At 67.1% G+C, this 21226-nt stretch carries 15 protein-coding genes; 8 read left to right on the forward strand and 7 right to left on the reverse strand.

The window, feature by feature from the left end:
- Nucleotides 1-439 precede the first annotated feature (439 nt).
- On the forward strand, nt 440-2710 hold the full coding sequence (locus G3I74_RS13890) for a S9 family peptidase (RefSeq protein WP_164212211.1): 2271 nt from the start codon (nt 440-442) through the stop codon (nt 2708-2710).
- Between the two features lie 27 nt (nt 2711-2737).
- Here G3I74_RS13890 and G3I74_RS13895 read toward each other — a convergent pair whose 3' ends face one another.
- Both G3I74_RS13895 and G3I74_RS13900 read right to left on the reverse strand, forming a co-directional pair.
- The gene (locus G3I74_RS13895; protein WP_164212212.1) at nt 2738-5428 is read right to left on the reverse strand and encodes a M14 family zinc carboxypeptidase; all 2691 of its coding nucleotides are present in this window, start codon (nt 5426-5428) and stop codon (nt 2738-2740) included.
- A gap of 121 nt (nt 5429-5549) precedes the next feature.
- Nucleotides 5550-7130: a cation:proton antiporter family protein gene (locus tag G3I74_RS13900; RefSeq protein ID WP_164212213.1), complete on the reverse strand. Its 1581-nt coding sequence runs from the start codon at nt 7128-7130 to the stop codon at nt 5550-5552.
- A 116-nt stretch (nt 7131-7246) separates the two neighbouring features.
- Here G3I74_RS13900 and G3I74_RS13905 point away from each other — a divergent pair, with 116 nt between their 5' ends.
- From G3I74_RS13905 to G3I74_RS13915, 3 genes are all read left to right on the forward strand, one after another.
- On the forward strand, nt 7247-9400 hold the full coding sequence (locus G3I74_RS13905) for a TonB-dependent receptor (RefSeq protein ID WP_164212214.1): 2154 nt from the start codon (nt 7247-7249) through the stop codon (nt 9398-9400).
- Nucleotides 9401-9411: 11 nt separating this feature from the next.
- Nucleotides 9412-10521 carry a PepSY domain-containing protein gene (locus G3I74_RS13910; RefSeq protein WP_164212215.1) on the forward strand — a complete coding sequence of 370 codons (1110 nt, stop codon included), beginning with the start codon at nt 9412-9414 and terminating at the stop codon, nt 10519-10521.
- Between the two features lie 107 nt (nt 10522-10628).
- Complete coding sequence (locus G3I74_RS13915; protein WP_203594767.1) at nt 10629-10859, forward strand: hypothetical protein; 231 nt, start codon at nt 10629-10631, stop codon at nt 10857-10859.
- A gap of 22 nt (nt 10860-10881) precedes the next feature.
- Here the strand turns inward: G3I74_RS13915 and arfB are convergent, their stop codons facing one another.
- The gene (gene arfB, locus G3I74_RS13920) at nt 10882-11307 is read right to left on the reverse strand and encodes an alternative ribosome rescue aminoacyl-tRNA hydrolase ArfB (protein ID WP_164212217.1); all 426 of its coding nucleotides are present in this window, start codon (nt 11305-11307) and stop codon (nt 10882-10884) included.
- 9 nt (nt 11308-11316) lie between these two features.
- On the reverse strand, nt 11317-12540 hold the full coding sequence (locus tag G3I74_RS13925; protein ID WP_164212218.1) for an aminotransferase class V-fold PLP-dependent enzyme: 1224 nt from the start codon (nt 12538-12540) through the stop codon (nt 11317-11319).
- A gap of 158 nt (nt 12541-12698) precedes the next feature.
- Here G3I74_RS13925 and G3I74_RS13930 point away from each other — a divergent pair, with 158 nt between their 5' ends.
- Together G3I74_RS13930 and ubiM are read left to right on the forward strand one after the other, a co-directional pair.
- Nucleotides 12699-13679, forward strand: a complete 981-nt coding sequence (locus G3I74_RS13930) for an OmpA family protein (protein WP_164212219.1) — start codon at nt 12699-12701, stop codon at nt 13677-13679.
- A gap of 64 nt (nt 13680-13743) precedes the next feature.
- Nucleotides 13744-14937 carry a 5-demethoxyubiquinol-8 5-hydroxylase UbiM gene (gene ubiM / locus G3I74_RS13935; protein WP_203594768.1) on the forward strand — a complete coding sequence of 398 codons (1194 nt, stop codon included), beginning with the start codon at nt 13744-13746 and terminating at the stop codon, nt 14935-14937.
- 62 nt (nt 14938-14999) lie between these two features.
- Here the strand turns inward: ubiM and G3I74_RS13940 are convergent, their stop codons facing one another.
- Entirely contained in the window at nt 15000-15482 is a 483-nt protein-coding gene (locus G3I74_RS13940; RefSeq protein WP_164212220.1) for a fasciclin domain-containing protein, read from the reverse strand.
- Between the two features lie 173 nt (nt 15483-15655).
- Here G3I74_RS13940 and G3I74_RS13945 point away from each other — a divergent pair, with 173 nt between their 5' ends.
- The gene (locus tag G3I74_RS13945) at nt 15656-17311 is read left to right on the forward strand and encodes an acetolactate synthase large subunit (RefSeq protein ID WP_203594769.1); all 1656 of its coding nucleotides are present in this window, start codon (nt 15656-15658) and stop codon (nt 17309-17311) included.
- A gap of 134 nt (nt 17312-17445) precedes the next feature.
- The gene (locus G3I74_RS13950; protein ID WP_164212221.1) at nt 17446-18876 is read left to right on the forward strand and encodes an aldehyde dehydrogenase family protein; all 1431 of its coding nucleotides are present in this window, start codon (nt 17446-17448) and stop codon (nt 18874-18876) included.
- A gap of 19 nt (nt 18877-18895) precedes the next feature.
- Here the strand turns inward: G3I74_RS13950 and G3I74_RS13955 are convergent, their stop codons facing one another.
- Both G3I74_RS13955 and G3I74_RS13960 read right to left on the reverse strand, forming a co-directional pair.
- A complete protein-coding gene (locus G3I74_RS13955) occupies nt 18896-20632 on the reverse strand; it encodes a DUF2207 domain-containing protein (protein WP_164212222.1) in 1737 nt (578 codons plus the stop codon).
- Nucleotides 20629-21180, reverse strand: coding sequence for a LemA family protein (locus G3I74_RS13960; RefSeq protein ID WP_164212223.1), 552 nt, complete (start codon nt 21178-21180; stop codon nt 20629-20631). Before G3I74_RS13960 ends, G3I74_RS13955 begins: the two co-directional genes overlap by 4 nt.
- Nucleotides 21181-21226: the final 46 nt, after the last annotated feature.

A 21226-nucleotide genomic window follows, 5' to 3' on the forward strand; every position in this document is an offset into this window, starting at 1 on the left:
TCTGCGCGGGCGCGACGGTGTCTTTGCGGGATGACTCGTTGCGGCTTCGGCGAGCGTGGTTTGGTTGTTCCAAATGAGCGAGCCGAAACGCGGCGAGTCGCCCGCAAAGACCCGTCCCGTCAGGGTTTCGCCGGAAAAGCCGCACCTCGCGCGCTGCGTCCCTCGGCCGTAGCGATGGCTACTGTCACTCGGTTCGCATCACACGATCTGCGGCTTTTCCGACGGAAACGCGCTCCGCGCAGAGTTATTCAGAGGCTCCCCAGCTCAGCGTGCGGCGGGGCAGCCCGCGCGGCTGTCTGCTGTCTTCGCCTATCTCCCGCAAACGGCCCGGTTCATCCGGGCCGTTTGCGTTTGCCGGCGCGCGCGCATGAACCGAGCCCGCCAAGGGTTTATACTCGCCACCCGCTGACCTGCAAGCACCCTCATCGGAGGCATCCCCATGTTTCGTTTTCCTGGCGTTCTGTCATTGGCCAGCGCCTGCGTCGCGCTGGTGTTCCTGACCGCGGCCGAGCCCGGTGCCGCCGATGAGCCCACCCGATCCAACCCAAAGGCTGAAATGACCGATACCCGCACCACAACATCGCCGCTGATCGAGCGCGCGCTGAGTTTCACGCCGCCGACCATCCAGGCCCGGCCCGTCACCATCGAGCAGCTGGGGCGCGAGCGCGTCGATCCCTACGCCTGGCTGCGCGACGACAACTGGCAGCAGGTGATGCGCGATCCGTCGCTGCTGCGCGAAGAGATCCGCACCGTGCTGGAGGCCGAGAACGCCTACCACGATGACGTCATGGCCCCGCTCAGTGCGCTCGAGGACAAGATCTTTGCCGAGATGCGCGGGCGCATCAAGGAAGACGACAGCTCCGTGCCCAGCCGCGATCGCGAATGGTTCTACTACTCGCGCTTCCGCGAGGGCGGGCAGTATCCGATCTTCGCGCGCCGACCGGCCGATGCGCAGGGCGAGATTTCCGGCGACGAGATCATCCTGTTCGACGGCGACGCCGAGGCCGAAGATCACGATTATTTCAGTCTGGCCGCCTTCGAGCACAGCCCGAACCAGCGCTACGCGGCCTGGGCGGTGGACACCAAGGGCTCGGAGTACTACACCATCCACGTGCGCGATCTGAGCACCGGTGAAGACATCGCCACGCTCACCGATGAAGGCTACGGCTCGCTGGTCTGGGCCAACGACTCGCGCACGATTTACTGGGTCTGGCGCGATGAAAACGCGCGCTCCAAGCGCGTCTACCGCCAGGCCATCGATTCGAGCGAGCGCGAGCTGGTCTACGAGGAGCCCGACGACGGCTTTTTCGTCAGCGTCGACCGCAGCGACGGCGATACCTGGATCATGCTGCAGGCCGGTGATCACACCACCAGCGAAGTCCGTCTTTACGACGCCAGCGATGCGGCCGCCGAGGCGCTGCTGGTGTCCGAGCGCGAGAGCGGCGTGGAGTACGAGCTGACCGAGACCGGCGAGAGCATGTTCATCCTGACCAACCAGGGCGGTGCGGTGGATTTCAAGATCATGCGCGCGCCGGTGGCCGATCCGCGGCGCCAGAACTGGGAGGAATTCATTGCCCACCGGCCGGGCGTGTACGTCACCGGTCTGATGGGCTTTGAGCACTGGCTGGTGCGCTCGGAGCGCGCAAGCGCCCTGCCGCGCATCATCGTGCGCAACCTCGACAGCGGCCAGGAGTACGCCATCGATTTTGCCGAGGAGGCCTACGCGCTGGGCATGAGCGGCGGCTACGAATTTTCCACCAACGAGCTTCGTTTTACCTACCAGAGCCCGTCAACGCCGCGCCAGACCTGGGATTTCGACATGGCCACGCGCGAGCGCACGCTGCGCAAGGAGCAGGAAATTCCGTCCGGCCACGATCCGGCAGCCTATACCGTGCGCCGGCTCGAGATCACTGCCCGCGACGGCGCCCGGGTGCCGGTGACCCTGCTGCACCGCGCCGGTCTTGAACTCGACGGCAGCGCGCCGCTGATGCTCTACGGCTACGGCTCCTACGGCCTGGCCATGCCGGCGACGTTTTCGACCAGCAATCTGTCGCTGGTCGACCGCGGCATGATTTTTGCCGTTGCCCACGTGCGCGGCGGCACCGACAACGGCTACCAGTGGTACCTGGACGGCAAGCTCGACCGCAAGATCAACACCTTCAACGACTTCGTCGACGCCGGCCGGGCGCTGATCGAGGCCGGCTACACCGGCCAGGGACGGATCGTCGCTTTCGGCGGCTCGGCCGGCGGGCTGCTGGTCGGCGCGGCCATGAATCAGGCGCCCGAGCTGTTTGCCGGCGTGATCGGTGCGGTGCCTTTCGTCGATGTGGTCAACACCATCTCCGATCCCTCGCTGCCGCTGACCCCGCCGGAGTGGAACGAGTGGGGCAATCCGATCAACGACGAGGCCGCCTACGACTACATACTCTCCTACAGCCCTTATGACCAGGTCAGCGCCCAGGCCTACCCGCATCTGCTGGCCACTGCCGGGTTGACCGACCCCCGGGTGACCTACTGGGAGCCGGCCAAGTGGGTGGCACGGGTGCGCGAGCTGCGCACCGACAGCGGCCTGACCCTGCTGCGCACCAACATGGGCGCCGGCCACGGCGGCGCGTCCGGGCGCTTCGACTCGCTGCGCGAGCGCGCCCAGGACTACAGCTTTGCGCTGCTGGTCGCCGGCCTGGCCGAGGCCGAAGTGGCCGGCGACTGAGCGTTGCCTAATGAGCCGCGTGGCCCGCTAGCGCAGGCGCCGGCTGTAGCTCGGCGCGCGCAGCACGGCGTTGGCCAGCAGGCCCTGCAGGCCGTCGAGATAGGCGCGCACGGCCGGGTCTTCGGTAAAGCCGACGACCAGGCCGAGCTCCCGGCGCTGGACCACCACGAACGGCTTGTAGGCCAGCTGGCGGCGGTTTTCTTGCCACAGCTGGCCGCTGGCCAGCAGTTCGTCGGGGCCGGCAAAACGGGCCACGGTCGCGCCCTGGTCGCGCGGGAGCGGGGCGAAGATGCGATCGCCGCGCACCAGCACCTGGACGGTCTCGGCGATGCCGGCGCCCAGCCAGTGCTCCTCGTCGACCGCGGCGCGCACCAGCACGCCGCTGACCGAGTCCGGACGCTCTTGGGCCGGGCGCATGGCGGCGTCCAGCTGCTCGGCGTTTTCGATCAGGGCGCCGGGCACGCGCGCGGCGGCCTGGTCGCCTTCCTCGCCTGAATCGTCGCCGTCTTCCACCGCCTGGTACTCGGCGCGCAGGGCCAGCAGGTCGATGTCCGGATGCGCGGCCCATTCGGTGGCATCGGCCATTGTGACCAGCACGCCGCCGTTGTCGACCCACTCGGCCAGGTGAGTCGCGCCCGACTCGCCCAGCACCGAGGCGTAGCTGCCAAAGCGCCCGCCGCCGCTGTCGGGCAGGATCAGCACGTCGAAGTGGTTCAGATCGGCCCGGGCCAGGGTGCGGCCGCGGATCGGCGTGACCGGATAGCCGATCTGGTGCTCGATGACAAAACGCACCGCGCCGGCGCTGTAAAAGTCAGTCGAGGCATCCCAGGCCATGGCGATGCGTGGTGCGACCAGCGGCCGGACCTTGCGGCTGCCCAGGCTGGGCCCCTCGGTGACCCAGCTGGAATCCAGGCTCACCGCCCGGGCGCCGGTCTGTTCGGCCAGTTCGCGCACGATGTCGGCCAGGTATTCGGGGTTGCCCGCGACCGGTACGATCAGGCTGCCGGAAGGGTAGCGATTGCCGTCCTGGACAAAGGCTTCCTCGTTCGACAGCACATTGAGCCCGCGCCGCAGGGCGGCGGCCAGAAAGCGCGGGTTGGCGGTCGAGCCACCGGGCACGATCCAGGCCACGGCGGCCTCGTCGGTCGGGGCCGGGCCGGAAGTCCGGTTTTCGGGCGTGACGGGGGCCAGCCCGTTGACGGTCAGCGAACGGTTGCACTCGAGCACGTCGACGTTGAACATCAGCGGCAGCGACCAGGCGGTGACGTCGTAGATTTCGTCGGGCAGGTCGCGGGCGCGGCGCCGTTCCTGGGCGGCGAGGAAATCGGCGTCCATTTCCACGCGCTCGTCGAGCAGCACGCGCAGCTTGCGGTGGGACGGCTGGGCGCCGGGAATCAGGTAGCTGCCGGCCATCAGGTCGCGACCGCAGGCGTTGATGCCGTCATCGGCCCTGAACACCTCGGCGCCGTGGCGGGCCAGCAGGCTTGCCAGCCGGTCGGCGCCGCCCTGGTCGTCCTGGACCGGAATCACCCAGCCGCCGGGGCCGTCGCGGCCGGCCATGGCCACGGCCTGGCGCCGGTAGGCGGCGAAATCACTCCACAACTTGTCGCGCTCGCGGGCCACGGTCTGGGCGGTGGCCAGCGCTGCGATGAAATATTCCTCGACGGTGTCGTAGAAGGTGAACTCCTCGCCGCTTTGGGTGCGCGCCAAAAGGCCGCGGGCCGAGCCCTGCTCGTAGGTCATGGCCACGCCGCCGTAGTACGACGGCCAGCTGGCGCCGTAGCCGGGGTAGAAGGCGTCGTAGACCTCGCGCGTGAAGTAGGGAAAGCCGAAGCGGTCGAACCAGCGCGCGTTGTTGCGCCCGAACACCTCCAGGCTGGCGCGCTGGCCGCTGGCCAGCAGCGGGTTGTAGGGCACCGCCTCGGGGGCAAAGAAAAAGGTCGAGTCTGTGCCCATTTCATGGGCGTCGACAAAGGCCAGCGGGTACCAGTCGAGCAGCGCCTCGGCATGGCCCTGGGTCTCGGGCTGGGTCATCGCCAGCCAGTCGCGGTTGAGATCGAACAGATAGTGGTTGACCCGGCCGGTCGGCCAGGGCTCGTCGTGCTCGGCCGCCAGCCGCGAGGCGATGGGCTCCAGCCCCAGCGCTTCCTCGAATTCGTGGATGAATCGGGCCAGCCCGTCGGGGTTCTGGACTGGATTGATGAACACCAGGCTGTGCTCCAGGATCTCGTCGACCACCGGGTCGTCGTCTGCCGCCAGCAGGTGCAGGGCCAGCTGCATGGCCGACTCCGACGGCGAGATCTCGTTGCCGTGGACAGTGGCGGCATACCAGTACGTGCCGGGCACGCGCGCCAGCGCCTGCTCTACGGCCGCAGACTCATGCCGGTGCGGATGGGCGATGACCTGGATATCGGCCTGGATCTCGTCCAGGGCAGCGATCCGCTCCGGCGTACCGATGACGGCGTAGAACAGCTCGCGGCCCTGCCAGCTTTCGGCGTAGGGAACCAGCTTGATCCGCTCCGGCCAGGTTTCGGCCAGGGTCTCGAACCAGGTCCGGATCTGGGCCGGCGTGGAGATCCGTTCACCGAGTTCGTGGCCGACCACTTCTGCCAGCGCAGGGGCTTCATCGACGTAGCGCGTCTCGGGCAAAAACGGACTGTCGGCGGCGGTGGCCTGGGAGCTGATCAGCAGCAGCGGGGCAATCAGGAAAGCGCGCATGGGCAAGTTTTTGTTGTGATGGGACCGGCGGACAGCATACCGAAAACCGGTCCTGGCCAGGCGTCGCATCGAACGGGCTGCGACAGCGATGTTTCGATCTGAATGCGGCCCTGCCGGGCGTCTAAGCGGGTTCTGGCTTGTCGGCCGGTACCGCGCGCAGCGAGTCCAGGGCGTGGCCGGCCATGCTGGTGCCGGCTTCCTGCATGGTCAGGTAGGTCTCGTCGGCCCCGGCATTGCGGATCTTCTCGACGTTTTCTTCATACAGCGCGTGGGTGATGATGGCGCCGGTAAAGCCGCGCTCGCGCAGCTTGCGCGCGGCGATGAGTTTGGATTCCAGATCGTCGATGGCCAGCACGGCGACTTCCAGCCGGTCGAGTCGCACGCTGCTCCAGAAATCGCTGTCCTCGGCATCGGCCAGGACAACATCGCGGTCGGCCTGGCGATGTTCGTCGACCCGGTAGGGGTCGGAATCAATGCCCGTAATCTCGGTGACCTCTTTGGCGATGCTCTTGAACGCGGCCGTCCCGGTGCGTCCCATGCCAAACACCATGACCCGGGCCTGGCTGAGGTCGGGCGGGATTTCGTCGGGATGGATATCGTCGCGCTGAAAGCGGCACAGAAAACGCTCCAGTCGCTCGAACATGGGGTGGGCCAGGTAATTGAGCGGGGCGGCCAGGGCAAAGGAGATGGCCACGGTCAGGGCCAGCGGGACCAGCCAGTCCGACAGAACCGGCAGCCCGGCCGCCACGATCAGCCCGAATTCGCTGTACGCCGACAGCGTCAACGCGCCCAGAAAAGCGTTGCGGGCGCGCAGTCGGAAGCGGACCAGGATGATGTAAAACAACAGGCCCTTGAGCGGCAGAATCAGGGTCATGCCCAGGGCAAACAGCCAGTCGCCGCGGTCGGGCAGGCCGGACATGCCGATCTGGAGGAAAAAGCCGACCAGGAACAACTCTTTCAGCCCCCACAGTGACTCGGACAGCTCGCTGGCCTGCGGATGGTTGGCCAGCAACATGCCCATCACCAGGGCCCCCAGTTCGGGGCTCAGGCCGATGAACTCGAACCCCATGCCGCCCAGCACCAGGGCCAGCATCATGCCCATCAGCACCAGCAGTTCGTCGTGCCCGGTGGCGTTCATCAGCCAGTGCAGCAGCGGCCGCAGCAGCGGTACGGCAAAGACCAGCAGCGCCCAGGGGGAGGGCTCGTGGCCGCCCCCGACGCTGAGCACGATCAGCGCAATCAAGTCCTGGATGATGAGAATGCCGATCGCGACCCGGCCGTGAAATGCCGTCAGCTCGCGCTTGGCCTCCAGCATCTTGGCCGCCAGCACCGTGCTGGAAAACGCCAGCGCGATGCCGATGGGCAAGGCCAGGCTCCAGTCCAGCCCCAGAAAAAACCGCAGACCCGGGGTGAACACCCCCACGGTGAGGGCGAAATGCAGCGTGCTGCCGCCCAGCACCTCCGGCCTGACCAGCTGGCGCCACTTCAGCTTCAGCCCGACCGTGAACAGCAGCAGCAGAACGCCCAGGTGGGCGACGTGATCGAGCACCTCGCCGGTGAATTCCGGCAGCAGGCCGAAGCGCTGGCCAAACCAGTTCAGGCCGAAGCCGGCCGCCAGAAAGCCCACCAGCGGCGGCAGTCCGACCTGCTTGACGGCCAGGCCGAGGACGAAGGCGAAGGTGATGCAGAAGACCTCAAGCATGCCAACAGAATAGCCGAAGGCAGCCCACGGTACGCAGCTTCAATGGAACAAATGCGAATGCGTTTCATGTACAATCACGTTCGCAAAAAAAAAACAACTCCAGGGAACTCCGCAAGATGAACTTTGAACGGCTAGAAAAACTTGTTTTGATCACCAGCCTGTTTTGCTGCTCTGCCTTTCCTTTTGCCATCGCAGCCGCCCAGGACCAGGATGCCGATGACGCGGCCGCCGGGCAGGCCAGCGCTTTTGGTGACGATGAGGCGGAAATGGACCGCATCACCGTGCAGGCGCCGATGTCGCGCCTGCCGGCCAGCCTCGACACCTTTCCCGGCTCGGTCACCCGCATCGACTCAGCCGAGATCGAGGCCGGACAGGCGCTGCAGAACGACGCCGGCAGCCTGCTGACGCTGCTGGTGCCCGGGATGGGCGAGGCCGCGCGCGGCTCGGCCTCGAACTTCGAGCAGACCATCCGCGGCCGCAAGGCGGCCGTTTTGATCGACGGGGTACCGATCAGCACGCCGCTTCGCGATGGCCGCCATGACGTTCGTTCGCTGTCGCTGTCGGCGCTGGATTCGGTCGAGGTCATCCGCGGCGCTTCGGCGCTCTACGGTAACGGCGGCGTGGGTGGCGTGATCAACTACGTCACGCGCCAGCCGCGCGAGCAAGGATTGCGCTGGACGACGCGGGTGGGCACGGAGGTCTCGTTGACCGAGCCCGGCGACAGCCTGGCGCCGTTTGTCCAGCAGTCGGTTGCCGGTCGTCAGGACAACCTGGATTTCGTCGGCGACGCCTTCTTCCAGCGCACCAACTCCTTGTTCGACGCCGACGGCGATCGGATTCGCCCCAGTCCGCAGGGGCAGGGCGGGGTCGCAGACTCCGACATCGTCAGCCTGTTCGGCAAGGTCGGGCGCAGCTTTGGCCCGCAGCGGTTGGAGGCCAGCGCCCTGTATTTCCGCAAGGAGCAGGACAGCGATTTCAACCGCATTGTCCTGGGCGATCCGGCTGCCGGGATCAAGACCCGGGTGGAGCGCGGCGAGCTGCCGGCCGGCGCAAGCGAGCCGTCGGATGAAAACCTGGTGCTGCAGGCATCGTGGAGCCACGAGGACGTGCTCGGCAGCGCGCTGCGCCTGCAGGGCTTTTACCAGTCGCTGGAAAACGTGTTCGACTACTTCCCGGCGTTTTTCCCCGGGGGTGGACAGTCGGCCATCGATTCGACCAAGTACGGCGCGCGGCTGGACATCACGACGGCCCTGGATTTTTCCGCCGGACCGAGCGGGGAGTTGCTCTGGGGGCTGGACCTGCTGTCGGACGAAACCGCTCAGCCCCTGGTCGACGGCCGCATCTGGGCGCCGGGTATCGAGCAGGACAGCGCGGCGGTTTTTGCTCAAGCCCGGCTGGAGCTGACCGATCGACTGGGCGTGTCGGGCGGCATCCGGCATGAACAGATCGACGTTTCCTTTCCTTCGTTTCAGGCGCTGTTTTCCGGCGACCAGGTCGATGCCGGAGAAACCGACTACGACACCACCACGGTTAATGCCGGGCTGAGCTTCCGCTTGGCCGATCCGCTGGTTGCTTTTGCCGGCTACTCCGAGGGTTTCTCCGTCGCCGAAGTCGGCGCGATTTTGCGCCAGGCCGGGGAGGAAACCGATTTCGGCCTCGCCCAGCTGGAGGCCTCCAAGGTGCGCAACCGCGAAATCGGGCTGCGCTGGCACGGCGACGATTTCCATGCCTCGATCGCCGCGTTCGAGACCCGCTCCAGCCTGGGCACAACGATTACCAGCGACCTGCGGGTTGCCCGCCAGAAAGAAGAGACCTGGGGCATCGAGGTGACCGCCGAGGGCCGCCTGAGCGAGCGTCTGCGCGTCAGCGGCAGCGTCTCGTGGATCGACGGCGATCGCGACGCCGATGGTGACGGTTCGCTGGACCGGCCGCTGCCGTCCAACGTCATTCCGCCGGTCAAGGTCGTTGGTGTGCTCGATTACGACCTGTCTGCCGTCTGGGCGGCGCGCCTGCAGGCGCGCTACTCCGGTTCGCGTGATCCGTTCGACCAGGTGCTGGCCTTCGGCGAAAGCCCGATCGATGCCTATACCCTGGTCGATGCCTCGGTCAGCGCAAACCTGGCTCAACTCGGGCGCCTGACGCTGGGGATCAACAACCTGTTCAACAAGGACTACTTTCCGCTGGCCTCCCAGCTGTTTGACTGCTGTGCTGATCGCTTCAGCGCCGGGCCCGGACGCTCGGCCCGGATCGCCTGGACGATGGAATACTGAGGACCGCGCCGGTGCTGGAGATTCTGCGCAAGCTGCACCTGTATATCGCGCTTGTGACCGCGCTGCCGCTGGTGCTTTTGATTGCCTCCGGGGTGGCGCTGGTCTACAAGACCGATTTCTGGCAGCTCGATCACCCGGCGCTGAAGAATGCGCCGGTCGAGGGCTCGGCTGAAGAACATGCCCGCGCCATCGAATCCATGGCAGCGCGATTCGACGTCGGCATCGAATACGTCAAGTACCCCCAGCCGGAACTGCCCGCCTATCACCTGTGGCTGGCCGACGGCCGCGAAGCGCTGGTGATGCCGGGCTCGCTGGAAATCGTCGACCAGTGGCGCTGGTTCCAGCGCCCGACCGCGTTTTTGGCCGAGCTGCATCTGCACCTGCTGGCCGACGAGGCCGGCAGCCGGGTGGTGGGATGGCTGGGCCTGCTGACGCTGTTTTTGCTGGTCAGTGGGCTCGTAATCTGGTGGCCGGCGCTCAAGCGGTTTCGCTGGCGCTCGCTGTGGCCCAGGGACTTGTCGCGGCCGCGCCTGCTGATGTTCCATCGCAATCTCGGCGCGCTGAGCTTTCCGGTGCTGCTGCTGCTGGTCGCCTGCGGCACCGGCGTGGCCTATTTTCAGCCGACCCGGTCGCTGCTCAACAACCTGTTCGGCGACAGCGTCAGCGCGCCCCTGGGCGCGGCGCCTTCGGCTCCGGAGCACGGCGGCGAGCCGCTGGCGCTCGAGCCGCTGCTTGCCGCCGCCCACCGCACCCTGCCCGAGGGTCGGATCTCGTTCGTGGCCCTGGGCGCCATGGACGGCGGCGTGCTGACGGTGCGCAAGCGCATGCCGTCCGAGCCGCACCCGAACGGTTTGTCCTTCGTCCATCTCGATACCCGGACCGGGGAGGTGCTGGAGGTTGTCGATGGTTCGGCCGCCAGCCGGGGCGATCGCCTGGCCAACTGGATGTATCCCCTGCACGCCGGCAAGCTCAATCCGGCCACCGCCGGCGGGCGGCTATGGCAGGCGGTCGTTACGCTGAGCGGAGTGGTGATGATGGGCCTGGTTCTGGCTGGCCTGAGGGCCTGGGTGGGGTCACTGCGAGGCACGCGAATGCGTTCCAGTAAGCCGGCGGAGAGATAAATTTCCTACACGATGCCGAGCAGATTTCCTACAGGGCAACGCGCTGACTGCCCCTTTCGGCGCCCGGCCGGTTTCTTTAAGCTGATCTTTTCGCCAAGGTCTTCTTCGTGGGCGCACGCAACAACTTCATCATGCGGCTGGCTGTCACCTGCCAGCTGGCCGACGAACGCGCGGCCGCCAATCCGGACGATCTCACCGCCGCACGCTATGCCGAGGCCCTGGCCGATCTGTTCTACGACGCGCTCGATCTGCCGGACGGCCATCCCCTATTTGAACGCTGGCAGGAGCACCAGTGGCTGCCGATCGGGCGGGTTGATGAAATCGAACCGGCAGGGTGAATGCCGGCCGATCTGATTGGGCTCAGTCGTTTGGATCAGGCTTGCCGCGAGCGCGCTTGATCCGACCGCGCTGACGCTTGGCCTCCAGCCGCTTGCGGCGGGCGGTCTTGGTCGGGCGAGTGGGGATGCGCCGGCGCGGCTTGTGGCTGGCTTGTTCGATCAGATCCGTCAGCCGGGCGCGGGCGTCCTGGCGGTTGCGGCGCTGGCTGCGGTGGCTTTTGGCCTCGATTGTGAGGACGCCCTCGCTGTCGATGCGGCGGCCGGCCAGGTCGATCAGGCGGGTTTTTGTGGCCGGGTCGAGAAAATTGGAGCCCGCCACATCAAAGCGCAGCTGCACCCCGGTTTCGGTGCGGTTGACGTGCTGTCCGCCCGGTCCGCCGGTCAGAATGAAGCGCTCTGACAGCTCGGCTTCCGGCGGTAGAAAACGGTTTCGGGGAAACGGACCCACGGCGAAGACCTAAACGCCCAGCGCAGACGCCGCCCCGTCGAACGCCTTGAACAGCGCTTCAGCTTCGGTCAGCGCGTTGGGCCAGTGCGGCGACAGCCGCAGCCAGCCGTCGGGACTGCCGCAGCTCACGCCGCGCTCGGCCAGGGCGGCGGCCCAGGCCGGCGTCGTGTGTGGATCGGCCGGGCGCACGCTCAGGATGCCGGAGCGCCCGCCGGGATCGCGCATGCGCGCGCTTTCCAGGCCGCGCTCGACCAGGCCCGGCTCGACCGCGTCGTGCCAGGCCTGGACGTGATTGAAAATGTTCTCAACCCCAAGCTGCTCGATCAGGCCCAGGCTGGCTTCGAGTCCGGCCGTGCCGAGCACGTTGAAGGTGCCCGCCTCGGCCATGCGCGCGCTGGGCACGATGGGGCGGTCGTAGCGCAGCTGGCCGGGGCCGTCGGTCAGGAAGGCAAACGGTTCTTCGTGGCTGAGCCAGGCGGCAACGTTGGGCTGCAGCCGCTCGGCCGCCTGCGGGGCAGCGTAGAAGCCGGCCAGGCCTTCCGGCGCCATCAGCCACTTGTGGCTGCCGGCGGTGAGGTAGTCGATGCACATGGAGTCAACGTCCAGCGGCACGACGCCGGCGGCCTGGATGGCATCGACAAACAGCTCGCTGCCGTGGTGGCGGCACATCGCGCCGATCTCGGCCAGCGGCATGCGCTGACCCGTCGTGAACTGCACCGCGCTGACCGCGACCAGGCGCGCGCCGGCGCGCAGCTGGTCTTCCAGCTGCTCCAGCGCGGCGGCGCGGTCATGCCTGAACGAGTCGGCCTGCATCCACACGATCTCCAGACCGTGCCGGCGCGTGGCCTGCTGCCAGGGCGTGATGTTGGTCGGAAACTCGCCCTCGAACAGCACGATCTTGTCGCCGCGCTGCCAGGGCAGGCACAGGGCCACCGTCATCACCCCGGCCGAGGTGTTGGGCACCAGCGCGAGATCGGGCGCCTGAGCCCCGATCAGCCGGGCCAGCTGGCCGCGCACGCGCTCGCGCCGGTCCATCTCCTCGCTGTACCACGCCATGCCGCGCCGGGCGTAACCGTCCATGGTGCGAGTGACCGCATCGCGCACCGCCAGGCTCGGCGGGCTGACCGAGGCGTGGTTGAGGTAGACCGGCACTTCCAGGTCGCGAAACAGCGCGCGCGAGCCGAGTTCGGCTCGGTGGGGGGGCGATGTGGCGGATTCGCGGCGAACGTCCATGGACAACACGATACCAGCCCTTTGCGCCTCGATTGAGCCTGATGATCGCCGCTGTAGTGACCTGCGCGCGAACAGGTCCGTTCCGACGCAGATGGCATGTCGATCGAAGGGATTTCGTAGAGTAGGGCAGGTGGAATCATTCAATCGGAGACGAAAAAATGAAGCCAGATCGACTGAAACATGCGCTTGCGCCCGCGTTCGCTGTCCTGCTCGTCGTATCGCCCGTTTGGGCCGAGGACATCAGCGGCAGCGGTGACCACCCCCAGATCCCGCGCGTTGCCGGATCGAGCATCGTGTTTTACGACACCAGCGATTTCGATGAGCTGGTCGTGCCGACCGGACCCTGGGACGGTGACGAACTGGAAAGCAGCGCGCGCCTGGAAGGCGAAGTCATTCGCATGAGCTACACCTTCGACGACCCATCGGTTTCGACCCTGCGCATTCAGCGCAGTTACGAGCAGGCGCTGGAGGCGCGCGATTTCGAAATCCTCTACAGCGCCAGCGGCAGCGAGCTGTCGTCGGGCGAGGGTCGATCATTCTTCGCTCACGGCACGGATCTTTTTGCCCGCGGCGCGCGCGACTGCTGTCGGCTGGCCAATCGCAATCGCGACCTGCGCTATATCGCGGCCCGGTCGGCCGACGGCAGCGTGCTGGTCGGCATTGCCGCCTTCAATGCCAGCCGGGTCGACGGTCCGGCCGTCTCGCTGGCCGTGGTGACGGCCGATGAGATGGACACCAGCATGGATCACCAGGTGCTTGATGCCGACGAAATGGCCGCCGGGCTGGTCGAGGATGGGCGTGTCGCCATCCAGACCATTCTGTTCGAGTTCGACTCGGCCAGGATCTTGCCGGAGTCAGACGAGTCCCTGGAAGCCATCGCCGGGCTGATGGCCGAGCGCGGCGATCTTGACCTGCTGGTCGTCGGACACACCGACGCGCAAGGCGATTTCGACTACAACCTGCGGCTGTCCATGGAACGGGCGGAGGCGGTGGTCGAGGCACTGGTCGATGATCATGCGATTGCCCGCTCGCGCCTGCGGCCCGCCGGCGCCGGCATGATGAGCCCGGTCACCACCAATCAGACCGAGCAGGGCCGGGCGGAAAATCGCCGCGTGGAGCTGGTCGAGATCGTCGATTGAGGCTCGGGCGCGAGGTCGGAGGATTACAATAAGAGCTGGATAAAAACCTGAGGGCTGACGCCGCATGGGCGACCCAATCCAGCATACCGACGTGGCCGTGGTGGGTGCAGGCCCGGCCGGCTTGAGCTTTGCCCGGGCGCTGGCCGGCAGCGGCCTGACGGTGACCGTGATCGACCCGGCCGATGCCGAAAGCCTGGCCAAGCCGGCTTTCGACGGCCGCGAGATCGCGCTGACCCACGGCTCGCGCCGCAGGCTGGAACGCCTCGATATCTGGTCGCGCCTGCCGGCCGACGAGATCAGCGCGCTGCGCGACGCCTGGGTGTTCGACGGCGACAACGAGGAGCCGATGCGGATCAGCCACCAGGACGGCGGCGCCGGGCAGCTGGGCTTTCTGGTGCCCAATCACCGCATCCGCGAGGCCGCCTTCGCCGCATTTCAGACCGCCGGCGAAGCCAAGCTGATCGAGGGCCAGCGGGTCGAGTCGGTCGAGCGCGGCACCCGGTCTCACCGCCTGCGCCTGAGCGACGGACGCTGGCTCAGCGCGCGCCTGGTGGTGGCCGCCGACAGCCGCTTTTCTTCAACCCGCCGCGCTTTTGGCATTGCCGCGCGCCAGCGCGACTTTGGCCGCTCCATGCTGGTCTGCCGGATGCGCCTGGAGCGCGATCACGAGCACGTGGCCTGGGAATGGTTCGGGCGCGAGCAGACCCTGGCCCTGCTGCCGCTCAATGGGCGCGAGGCCTCGGCCGTGATCACCCTGCCGCACGGCGAGATCGAGCGGCTTGCCAAGCTCGACGACGAGGCCTTTAACCAAGAGGTCAGCGAGCGCTACCAGCACCGCCTGGGCGCGATGCGGCGGGTCAGTCCACCGTGCCTGTATCCGCTGGTCGGGGTGTGGCCGGACCGCCTGGTCGTGCCCGGATTTGCCTGTATCGGCGATGCCGCGGTCGGCATGCACCCGGTCACCGCGCACGGCTTCAACCTGGGCCTGGCCAGCGTCGATGCGCTCTCGCGCCGGATGCTCGAGGCCTGCCGCGCAGGGCGCGATTTTGCCGCTGATGCGCTGCTACAGGCCTACCAGCGCGAGCATCGCCGCGCCAGCGCGCCGTTGTACCTGGCTACCGGCGCCGTGGTGGGCTTGTACACCAGCAATTCCCTCCCGGCGCGCTGGCTCAGGCGCGCCGCCCTGCGCGGCGCCGGCCGCCTGCCGCCGTTTCGCCGCCTGATCGCGCGCACGCTGACCGACCGCAAGGCCGCCTGAGACATAAAAAAAGCCCGTCCGGAGACGGGCTTTTTCGACCTTCCAGGTAGCGCAGAAGGTTGTTAGGGCGTAATCACGGCATCGATGACGTGAATCACACCGTTGCTGGCCTCGACGTCGACGGTGACGACGTTGGCGCCGTCGACGGTCACGCCGGCGTCGGTCGTCACGATATCGACATCCGAGCCCTGCAGCGTGGTCGCGCTGTCGAGTTCAACCACCTGGGCCGAGGTCACGGCGCCGTCGACGACGTGGTAGGTCAGGATGGCGGTCAGGGTTTCGTTGTCGGCCAGGATGGCGGCCAGGTCGTCTTCCGGAATGGCGGCGAAGGCGGCATCGGTGGGGGCGAAGACGGTGAACGGACCGCCGGTGGCCAGGGTTTCGGTCAGCCCGGCGGCTTCGATGGCGGTCAGCAGGGTGCTGAACTGGCCGGCGCCTTCGGCGGTTTCGATGATGTTGCCGGCGTGGTCGCCGTGGTCGGAGGCAAGCGCGCCGGCAGACAAAAGAACGGCGAAAGCAGAAGCGAGAATACGAGTACGAATCATGGTGCGACTTCCTTGGTGTGGGTAATGGAGCGCGCAGTATCCGCGGCGCACATGCACGCCGGGTCAAGTTTTCATGAGGGCCAGGTGAGGGCGCCGTGCAAGCCGCGTGAGGGCGGGCAATGCAATACTGGGTGGCCCGGTCTACCGAGCCACGAAAAGCCAAGGAAGCATTCATGAGCGAAATCAGCGCAGCCCACCTGATGGTGCAGTGCCTGGAAGCCGAGGGCGTGGAGCGCATCTTCGCCGTGCCCGGCGAGGAAAACCTCGATCTGCTCGAGGCCCTGCGGGAATCGTCGATTCAATTGGTCGTGACCCGGCACGAGCAGCCGGCCGGCTTCATGGCCGCCTGCCACGGTCGCCTGACCGGTCAGCCGGGGGTGTGCCTGTCGACGCTGGGCCCGGGCGCGACCAACCTGGTCACCGCGGCCGCCTATGCCGAACTCGGCGCGATGCCGATGGTGATGATCACCGGGCAGAAGCCGATCAAGAGCTCCAAGCAGGGCCATTTCCAGATCGTCGACGTCGTCGACCTGATGCGCCCGGTCACCCGCTACACCCGCCAGGTGGTCTCGGGCGAAACCATCCCGGCCCGGGTGCGCGAGGCGTTCCGCCAGGCCGAGGAAGAACGGCCCGGCGCCACCCACCTCGAGGTGCCCGAGGACATCCTCAGGGAAGACGTCGATGCCAGCCCGATGACGCCCAGCCGCGCGCGCCGGCCGGTGGCCGAGGACAAGGCCATCGCCCAGGCCGTGGCGGCGATCGAGCAGGCCCGTCGGCCGCTGCTGATGGTCGGGGCCGGCGCCAACCGCAAGGTCACCGCGCGCATGCTGCGCCAGTTCGTGGATCGCTTCGGTATTCCCTTCTTCACCACCCAGATGGGCAAGGGGGTGGTCGATGAAGCCCACGGCTGCTGGGTCGGCAACGCCGCGCTGTCGGACGGCGATTTCGTCCACCGCGCCATCGACGAGGCCGACCTGATCATCAACGTCGGCCACGACGTGGTCGAAAAACCGCCGTTTTTCATGCGCGAGGGCAAACGCAAGGTCATCCACATCAACTTCTCCGGCGCCGAGGTCGATGCCGTGTATTTCCCGCAACTCGAAGTGGTCGGTGATATCGGCAACGCCATCTGGCAGCTCAACGAACGCATCACGCCGCAGCCGCACTGGGACTTCGACTTTGCCCACCGGGTGCGCGCGGCGCTCGATCAAGACCTGGCCGGCTTTACCGAACGCGACGGCTTTCCGGTCCATCCGCGCCGGCTGGTTCACGACGTGCGCCAGGCCATGCCCGACGACGGCATCGTGGCCCTGGACAACGGCCTGTACAAGGTCTGGTTTGCGCGCAACTACCGGGCCCGCCGGCCCAATACGGTGCTGCTGGACAACGCCCTGGCGACCATGGGCGCCGGGCTGCCGGTGGCCATGGGCGCGCGCCTGGTTCATCCCGAGCGCAAGATCCTGGCCGTTTGCGGCGACGGCGGTTTCATGATGAATTCCCAGGAGCTCGAAACCGCGGTCCGGCTCAAGATGGATCTGGTTGTTCTGGTGCTGCGCGACGACGCCTACGGCATGATCCGCTGGAAGCAGCAGGACATGAATCTGCCCGATTTCGGCCTTTCCTTCGGCAACCCGGACTTCGTTCAGTATGCTGAAAGCTATGGTGCCGCTGGTCACCGGGTCGAGACCACCGACGCGCTGGCGCCGGTTCTGGCCGACTGCCTGGCCCGCCCGGGTGTCCACCTGATCGACTGCCCGGTCGACTACAGCGACAGCCAGCGCCAGCTGTTTAAGGACATCCCCGAACGCAGCCGCGCCCTGAACCCCTGAACCCTGAACCCTGAAACCTGAACCCTGAAACCTGAAACCTGAACCCTGAACCCTGAAACCTGAACCCTGAAACCTGAACCCTGAAACCTGAACCCTGAAACCTGAACCCTGAAACCTTAATCCGAGAGCAACTCATGAGCATTTCGACCTATCCCTTCTACCTCGCCAACCGCGCCGTCCACGCCAACACCGATCTGGCCGTGGAGGACAAGCACACCGGCCAGACCGCCTACCGGGTCGCGCGCGCCGGGGCGGCCGAGGTCGAGCAGGCGATTGCCGCGGCGGTCGACGCGCGTCAGGCCATGGCCGAGCTGCCCTCGCATCGCCGCCGCGACGTGCTCCAGCACTGCGTGGATCGTTTTCAGGAACGACGCGACGAGCTGATCGAAGTGCTCATCGTCGAGGGCGGCAAGGTCATCACCGATGCCACCGGCGAGGTCGGCCGGCTGATCGAAACCTTCCAGATCGCGGCCGAGGAAGCCACCCGCATCGGCGGCGAAGTCCTGCCCATGGACATCACCCCGCGCGCCGAGCGCTTCTGGGGGATGTGGAAGCGGGTGCCGATCGGCCCGGTCTCGCTGATCACGCCGTTCAATTTCCCCTACAACCTGGTCGCCCACAAGGTCGCCCCGGCGATCGCGGCCGGCTGTCCCTTCGTGCTCAAACCGGCCAGCAAGACGCCGGTGGGCGCGCTGCTGATCGGCGAGATCCTGGCCGAGTGCGATCTGCCGGAAGGCGCGTTTTCCATCCTGCCGGCCGATCGGGAGGCCTCGGCCGCGTTTACCGAAGACGAGCGCTTCAAGCTGCTCAGCTTTACCGGCTCCGACGAGGTCGGCTGGGCGCTCAAGGCCAGGGCCGGCAAGAAGCCGGTGGTGATGGAGCTGGGCGGTAACGCGGCCTGTCTGGTCGACGCCGACGCCGATATCGATCACGCCGTCGACCGCCTGACCTTCGGCGCCTTTTACCAGTCCGGTCAGAGCTGCATCTCGGTCCAGCGCGTGCAGGTCCACGAGTCGATCTACGACACCCTGCGCGATAAGCTCATCGAGAAGGTCGGCGGGCTGAAAAAAGGCGATCCGCGCGATTCCGACACCTTCATCGGGCCGCTGATCTCCGAGGGCGACGCCGAGCGCGTCGTCGATTGGATTGCCGAGGCGGTCGACAAGGGCGCGCGCTGCCTGGTCGGCGGAAAGCGCGAGGGGCGCATCGTCACCCCGGCCATCCTCGAAAACGTCGATCGCGACTGCCGGGTCTACGACAACGAGGTGTTCGGCCCGGTGCTGGTGATCGAGCCGTTCTCCGACTTCGATCAGGCCCTGGAGATCATCAACGACTCGCGCTACGGCCTGCAGGCCGGGCTGTTTTTGCGCGACATCGACAAGATGCACCGGGCCTGGAACCGCCTGGACGTTGGCGGCGTGGTGATCAACGACGTGCCGGCCTTCCGGGTCGACCACATGCCCTACGGCGGGGTCAAGGATTCTGGCCTGGGCCGCGAAGGCATCCGCTTTGCCGTCGAGGACATGACCGAGATCAGGATGCTGGCGGTGCGCAATATGCGCTGAAGCTGCGGCGGCGGGGCGCTCAGCGGCCGCCGCCTCCGCCTCCGCCACCACCGCCGCCGGACGAGCCACCGCCACCGCTGCTGCTGCCGGGCGGACTGGCCGCCGAGGAAATGTTCGATGACAGGCTCTTGCCCAGCGATTGCGACATCCCGCCCAGGCTGCCCACGGCGGCGCCCGAGCCGGTATACCAGGCCAGGCTTGAGCGCGTGCGCTCGGCCATGGCCTGACCGACCGCGGCGGTGAATTTCTCGGTCCAGGCTTCTTCCACCTCCAGGGCCAGGGCGAAGGGCAGCAGTTGCTCGAAGCGTTCCGGGGTCAGCGAGGGTTGGTCGGCGTCCGGCCGCTGCAGGCGGGCGAGATCCTGCTGCTCGGCCACGCTCAGATACAGCTTGAGCCCTTCGACATGGTCGAGCAGGCGGCGGCCGCGCTCGGTCGGTGCCGGCATCAGGCCGGTAAAGACCAGGTTGATCAGCAAGATCGTGATGGTCGTGATCACCAGCGCAGCGCTGGGGCCGCCGGCGACCACAAAGGCCAGGCCGCAAAGCATCAGCGATGCGGACCAGCCGATCAACAGGGTGCGCGCGTTGGGGTTGAGGTAGGTGCCCTTGAAGCGCTTGCCCAAAGCCTTGGTATGGCCGGCCATGGCGGCCTGGATGCGCGCGGCGTTGGCCGACTTCAGCTCCAGGGTCGGGTCTTTCTCGAACAGCTTGTCGAGCAGCGCGGCCTGGCTGGGCGGCAGTTCGCCGGTCGCGCGCTGGCCGGTCTGGCGCAGGGTCCAGCTTTCGCCGAAAAACTTCTTCTCGTGTTCGATGGCCACCTTGCCGTGCACCGCCAGGGCGACCAGGTCGGCGGTAAAACAGCCCTGATCGTAGCTCTGCTTCCAGAGATAGCGCAGGCCGGCCGGAGAGTAACCTTCGGGCGGCTGGTAGCGGGCGATGATGACCCCGGGCGCCGGACCGCGTCCCTTGGCCCGCCACTCGCGCAGGTAGAACACCAGGATGCCCAGGCCGCCGACCAGCAGCACCAGCATGCCGCGGTTGTCGCGCAGAAACCAGCCCACCCGATCACTGGCCGCGGGCGCCTCGACCAGGCCTTTCGGAAACTCGACCGCAATCGTGAGGCCTTCGCCGGGCGCGAGCGGCTGATCCGTGGCGAACCGGACCACGCCGGGCGCGCGCACCTCGGCCCGGGCGTGGCTGTCTGTTGATCCGGCCGGGCCGGTGTAGTGGTGCAGGGTCAGCCGGTCGGCCGGCACCGCGGCCGGCAGCTCGACCCGGGCGCTGACCCGCTCGATGGCAAAATCCCAGCCCAGGCCGGTGACGTTCCAGTACAGCTCGTCGTGGCCGTCGAAAAATCCGAGCTGACGACTGGTGCGGTAGCGGATGGTGAAGGTGTATTCGCCGGGGCCGGGCAATAAATCGTCGTTGCCGGTATTGACCCGCACGCCGTTGGGCCGGTCCTCGGTAAACCACGGCTCGGCCTGGCCGTCGCGCAGCACCTCGATGACCTCGAAATCAACGACCACGCGGTTGCCCAGCCGGTCGCGGTAGCGGGTCGGGAAGTCGCGGTAGATGCCGCGCCGGATGTTGCGCTGGGTCGAGCGCACCGTGATCTGCTCGCTGACCGTCATGGCCCCGTCGGCGTGGATCTCGATGTCGCTGTGGTAGGCGAGGATGCGCTCGTCCTGGGCCTGAGCCGTCTGCAAACCGGCGATCAGCGCCAGCCCCGTCCACAGCAGGGCGCGCGCCAGCCTCATGTGCTTTGCTCCAGCTTCGGGACCACGCGTTGGGCGGCCTCGGCGGCGTAGAACTCGGCCGGCCGGAAGCGGAACAGGCGGGCGATGATCAGGTCCGGCACCTGCTCGATGGTGGTGTTGAGATCGCGCACCGCGCCGTTGTAGTAGCGCCGGGCAAAGACCAGGTGCTGTTCGACTTCCACCAGCTGCTCGCTCAACTGGTGAAAGTTCTCGCTGGCGCGCAGGTCGGGGTAGTCCTCCTTGAGCACCAGCAGGCGGCTGAGCAGCTGCTCCAGCTCGTCTTCGATCACGCCCAGGCGCTCGGGGCTGTCGCTTTGCAGCGCCTCGCCGCGCAGGCGGGTGACCTTTTCCAGGGTCACGCGCTCATGGTCGGTGTAGCGCTCCACCACCCGGACCAGGTTGGGCACCAGGTCGTGGCGCCGGGTCAGCTGCACGTCGATATCGCTCCAGGCCGTGGCCACGCGGTTGCGCCGCATGACCAGGCGGTTGTAGCTCCAGACCGCCCAGGCCAGGACGGCAAGCAGAAAAATCAGGGGCAGCCATTCCATGGCGCCGACTCCCCGGGCGGTGAACTCCATTCAACTATACGACGAG

Origin of the sequence: Wenzhouxiangella limi, assembly GCF_010499265.1 — a bacterium.
Classification (GTDB): Bacteria; Pseudomonadota; Gammaproteobacteria; order Xanthomonadales; family Wenzhouxiangellaceae; genus Wenzhouxiangella; species Wenzhouxiangella limi.